Source organism: Streptomyces sp. NH27 (assembly GCF_056859195.1).
Genome location: NZ_JACEGK010000573.1, coordinates 1 through 4846 on the forward strand (window position 1 = coordinate 1; position 4846 = coordinate 4846).

The following is a 4846-nucleotide window of genomic DNA, read 5'->3' on the forward strand; positions in this document are numbered from 1 at the left end:
GGATCAGGCTCGGCGGAGGGCTCGGCCGGGCCGGCGTCGTCGGCCGGGCCGGCACGGTCGGCGGGCGCACTGCCGTCCGCGGGCACGGCGTGCCGCACCGGCTCGGCGCCCCGCGCCGCTCCGGCGCCCGGCCCGCTCTCCTCGTCGGGCAGCGGTAGGCCGCCGTTACCATCCACCAGTCACTCCTGTCGGGTTCCTCGGCGCCCTCCCGGCCCCCTTCGATCCCTCCGGCCGCCGCCTGCTACTTCCATTGTCCCCGTAACAGAGCTCAACCCGGTACGGAACCGTCCGTCACGTCCTTGCCGGGGCGGTCCACCAGTTCGACCTGGTCCACCGCGTTGCACCAGCGGCAGCGCACGGACTCCACGGTCTCGCCGAGCACCTCGGTCTCCTCGGTACGCGGCTCACCGCCCAGGTCGAGGTGGATGTACTCGACAACGCGGGTCGACCGGGTGACATCGAACCTGGTCAGGTTGCCGCACAGCGTGCAGCGCCACCGGGTGGTCGCGGTCGGCAGGGGAACCGTCATCGGCTCCGCACCTCTTCTCGTCTCGGTGCGTCTACTGGGCGGACTATGGCTCACCCATACCCATCGCGAAGGGCGTGTGTGCCCCGGTCACCCTACGGCCTCGGAGGTCCGGCGCGCTGCGGCGAGGCGGTCCTTGCCGGTTGGTCCCGTTCCGTCATGATCAGTGCATGGTCATCCCGGTGTACGACAAGAACCCGGTCCGCCGCCCGCCGGTCGTGACCTACACGCTCATCGGCATCTGCACCGCGGTGTTCCTCCTCAGCCCGCTCTCCGGCTTCGTCCGGCTCTACGGCAGCGGGCACGCGCTCCAGTGCGCGCAGGCGGTGTACTTCGACCGCTGGGGCGTCATCCCCAGCGAGCTGTTCCACGGCCGGATCCCGGTCGACCAGCTCGACCTGCCGACCGGCTGCCACACCCCGGGCGCGTTCACCAAGGTGCCGTTCCTGTCCGTGCTCACCTCAATGTTCGTGCACGGCGGCTGGCTGCACCTGATCGGCAACATGCTCTTCCTCTACGTCTTCGGCGACAACGTCGAGAACCGCATGGGCCGGGTCCGCTTCGCCCTCTTCTACCTCGCGGCCGGCTACCTCGCCACGTACGGCTTCGCCTTCGCCAACACCAACGACACGCAGAGCCTGGTCGGCGCCTCCGGGGCGATCTCCGGTGCCCTCGGCGCCTACCTCTACCTCTATCCCAAGGCCCGCGTCACCAGCCTCTTCCCCTTCCTCTTCTTCGTACCGCTACGGTTCCCCGCCTGGGTCGTGCTCGGCTTCTGGTTCGTCCTCCAGTGGCTCGCCGCCCAGACCGCGCAGGGCGGCCCCGGCGTCGCCTACCTCGCCCACGTGGTCGGCTTCGCCCTCGGGTTCCTGTGCGCATGGGCCTGCTACCGGCCACGGCGTAAGGTGAGCGTCGTCATCGGACCCACCCAAGGAGACGTCCAGCCGTGATCACCGCGATCGTGCTCATCAAGACCTCAGTGGACCAGATCCCCGAGATCGCCGAGTCGATCGCTTCGCTGGATCACGTCAGCGAGGTGTATTCGGTCACCGGGACGTACGACCTCGTCGCGCTGGTCCGGGTCGCCCGCCATGACGATCTCGCGGACATCATCCCCGGGCAGATCTCCAAGATCCCGGGGGTGGAAGTGACCGACACGCACGTCGCGTTCCGCACGTACTCCCAGCACGACCTGGAGGCCGCGTTCTCCATCGGGCTCGACTCGTAGCAGCCCGCACGCAGTGCCACCGCGAGGTCCGGGAACTCACGGGACCGGGCAACCCGAGCGGTCCCGTCACCGTACGGGCACGCACCGCCCGGCTTCCGTGCGGTAGCGCCACGCGGCGCCGTCGCGGACGAGGGTCCGCACGGCACCGAGGAACCGATCGATGTGTTCCTCGGGCGTGCCCGCCCCGAAGCTGACCCGCACGGCGTTGAGTGAGCGCTCGCCGGGCGCGGCGTCGGGCGCCCCGCACTCCCCCGGCTCGTCCGGCTCCGTGTCGAGCAGGGTCCGCACCAGCGGGTGCGCGCAGAACAGCCCGTCCCGCACCCCGATCCCGTACTCCGCCGAGAGCGCGGCCGCGAAGTGCGAGGAGTTCCAGCCGCGGACGACGAAGGAGAGCACGCCGACCCGGGCGGAGCCGGACCCGAAGAGGGAGAGCACGCGGACCTCGGGGAGCTCGGCGAGCCCGTCCCGCAGCCGGGCGAGCAGTTCACGCTCACGGGTGACAAGGGAGTCGAAGCCGGCCTCGGTGAGCGCCTTGCACGCGGACGCGATGGCGTACGCGCCGATCACGTTGGGCGAACCTGCCTCGTGCCGGGCAGTGCCGGAGTTCCACTCGACGGACAGCCCGTCGCCGGAGCGCGCGACCTTGCGGGTGGCCCCGCCGCCCGCGAGGTACGGCCGCGCGTCTTGCAGCCAGTCGGCCCGGCCGGCCAGCACCCCGGCGCCGAAGGGCGCGTAGAGCTTGTGCCCGGAGAAGGCGACCCAGTCGACGTCGAGCGCGGTGATGTCCACCGGGTGGTGCGGGGCGAGTTGGGCGGCGTCGAGCACGATCCGCGCGCCGTGCCGGTGTGCGGCGGCGGCCAGTTCCCGTACCGGCCAGATCTCGCCCGTGACGTTGGACGCGCCGGTCACGCAGACCAGCTTCGGGCCCTTCGGGGCGCCGTGCAGCGCCACGTCGAGGGAGGCGACGGCCTGCTCCGGGGTGCGCGGGGCGGGCAGGTACTCGACCTGCGCGCCGTCGGCACGCTGCCAGGGCAGCAGGGCGGCGTGGTGCTCGGTGTCGAAGACGAAGACGCGGGTGCCGGCCGGGAGGGCGGCGGCCAGCAGGTTGAGCGAGTCGGTGGTGGAGCGGGTGAAGATCAGCTCGTCGTCCGGCCGGCAGCCGAGGAACTCCGCGACGGTCTCGCGGCTCTGCTCGAACAGGTCGGTGGACAGCTGCGACAGGTAGCCGGCGCCGCGGTGCACGCTGCCGTAGTAGGGCGCGTAGGCGGCGACGTCGTCCCACACCCGCTGCAGGGCGGGGGCGCTGGCGGCGTAGTCGAGCGCGGCGTACCCCACTTCCCCACCGGTGACGAGCGGCACCCGCACATCCCGGCCGAGCACGGGCAGCGGAGCGGGCGTACAGGTCGGGCAGTCGGTGGCGGCGGTGCCGATGGCGCTGCGGGCGGCGTCGGCGGTGGTACCAGTGGTGCTGGTGGTGACAGTCAAGGCGAACTCCCGGCGGAAGGCAGGCGAAAGCACCACGAAGCGGCAGCCGAAAGCGGCTGCGCGGGCGGCGCGGAGCATGGTGATCGGGCGGAATTGCTGGTTGCAGAACCGGGGCCGACTGGCCCTAACGCATTCGCTTGCTCATGAAAGAACTCCCAAGTCCGGCTTGCTGTGAGCCTCGCTGCATCACAGCCTGGTCATCACCCGGGGCACCCCGCCTCGGACGGAGGGTTGCCGGACAGCGAGCCGGGGCCTTTGCGCTGTCACTCGTGACCTGGAACAGGATTCTGCCATACGGCGACGCGGGCGCAAGGTGCCGTCCGGGAAGTGGACGGCACCTCACACCCGCGCCTTCATACTTCGCACCGATATGCCCGGATATACGCCCACCGGCTGTACGCGTCCGCGTACGTTCCGGCGTTCGGGCCCGTGCCGCGTCTCACGCCCGGGTGGCCGCCACCCACCGCTCCAGCACGGCCTCGGCCGCGCCCGAGTCGATCGACTCCGCGGCCCGCGCCAGGCCCCTGGAGATGCGCTCCTCCAGCGTGCCGCCGTCCGCGGGCGTCAACGCGGTCAGCGCGGCGGCGGAGTTGAGCAGCACCGCGTCCCGCACCGGCCCGCGCTCACCGGCGAGCAGCCGCCGGGCCACGTCCGCGTTGTACGTGGCCTCGCCGCCACGCAGCGCCTCCACCCGCACCAACTCCAGGCCGACGTCCCGCGGGTCGAAGCCGGTGTGCTCGACCTTGCCGTCCCCGACCACCCACACCTGCGAGGTCGCGGTGGTGGTCAGCTCGTCCAGGCCGTCGTCACCGCGGAACACCAGCGCGGACGAGCCGCGTTCGGCGAGCACCCCGGCGAGGATCGGCGCCATCCGCAGATCCGCGACACCGGTCGCCTGCGCCTTCACCCGGGCCGGGTTGGTCAGCGGGCCGAGGAAGTTGAACGGCGTCGCCACCCCCAACTCGCTCCGGGCGGTGGCCACATGACGCAACGCCGGGTGGAACCTGACGGCGAAGCAGAAGGTGATGCCCACTTCCTGCGCCACCTCGGCGACCCGCTGCGGCGCGAGGTCGAGGTTGACGCCGAGCGCCGCCAGCACGTCGGACGCGCCGCTCTTCGACGACGCCGATCTGCTGCCGTGCTTCACCACCCGCGCGCCGGTGCCGGCCACCACGATCGCCGACATCGTGGAGATGTTCACGGAGTTCGACCGGTCGCCGCCGGTGCCGACCACGTCCACGGTCGGGCCCGGCACCTCGATCGTCGTCGCGTGCGCGTACATCGCCTCGACCAGTCCGGCGATCTCCGCGACCGTCTCGCCCTTGCTGCGCAGCGCCACCGCGAAGCCGGCGATCTGTGCGTCGGTGGCTTCGCCGCTCATGATCGAGTTCATCGCCCACGCGGTCTCCGCAGAGCTGAGGTCGTCACGGCGGATAAGGGCACCGAGGACGTCCGGCCACGAGTGCGCGGCCCCGGGTTCGCCTCCGGCGGGGTGCACAACGCTCATGGCTTCACGCTCCTGGAATACGGCAACACGTCTTCGCGCACCCTATCGGTGGCGGGCCCCCCACAACGGCCCGGGCCGGACCCGGCACCCTTCGTACGGG

5 protein-coding genes and 1 riboswitch are annotated in these 4846 nt (G+C 71.6%); of the genes, 2 read left to right on the forward strand and 3 right to left on the reverse strand.

Annotated features, from left to right (window positions below; translation table 11 throughout):
- Positions 1 to 268: 268 nt before the first annotated feature.
- Positions 269 to 529 (reverse strand): hypothetical protein, encoded by a 261-nt coding sequence (locus tag AC13HU_RS32160; RefSeq protein WP_483045509.1) that lies wholly within the window; start codon positions 527 to 529, stop codon positions 269 to 271.
- A gap of 167 nt (positions 530 to 696) precedes the next feature.
- Here AC13HU_RS32160 and AC13HU_RS32165 point away from each other — a divergent pair, with 167 nt between their 5' ends.
- Positions 697 to 1476, forward strand: coding sequence for a rhomboid family intramembrane serine protease (locus AC13HU_RS32165; RefSeq protein WP_483045510.1), 780 nt, complete (start codon positions 697 to 699; stop codon positions 1474 to 1476).
- Entirely contained in the window at positions 1473 to 1754 is a 282-nt protein-coding gene (locus AC13HU_RS32170) for an Lrp/AsnC family transcriptional regulator (protein ID WP_483045511.1), read from the forward strand. Before AC13HU_RS32165 ends, AC13HU_RS32170 begins: the two co-directional genes overlap by 4 nt.
- Positions 1755 to 1820: 66 nt before the next feature.
- On the opposite strand, the gene AC13HU_RS32175 is transcribed toward AC13HU_RS32170, so the two are convergent.
- Positions 1821 to 3185, reverse strand: coding sequence for an aminotransferase class V-fold PLP-dependent enzyme (locus tag AC13HU_RS32175; RefSeq protein ID WP_483045513.1), 1365 nt, complete (start codon positions 3183 to 3185; stop codon positions 1821 to 1823).
- Between the two features lie 211 nt (positions 3186 to 3396).
- A riboswitch (SAM riboswitch) is annotated at positions 3397 to 3514 on the reverse strand.
- A 164-nt stretch (positions 3515 to 3678) separates the two neighbouring features.
- A complete protein-coding gene (trpD, locus tag AC13HU_RS32180) occupies positions 3679 to 4746 on the reverse strand; it encodes an anthranilate phosphoribosyltransferase (protein WP_483045512.1) in 1068 nt (355 codons plus the stop codon).
- Positions 4747 to 4846 lie beyond the last annotated feature (100 nt).

Bases quoted from the DNA above. Each gene is read 5' to 3' on its own strand.
- AC13HU_RS32160 (WP_483045509.1), bottom strand. From the start codon at position 529: ATGACGGTTCCCCTGCCGACCGCGACCACCCGGTGGCGCTGCACGCTG.
- AC13HU_RS32165 (WP_483045510.1), top strand. From the start codon at position 697: ATGGTCATCCCGGTGTACGACAAGAACCCGGTCCGCCGCCCGCCGGTC.
- trpD (WP_483045512.1), bottom strand. From the start codon at position 4,746: ATGAGCGTTGTGCACCCCGCCGGAGGCGAACCCGGGGCCGCGCACTCG.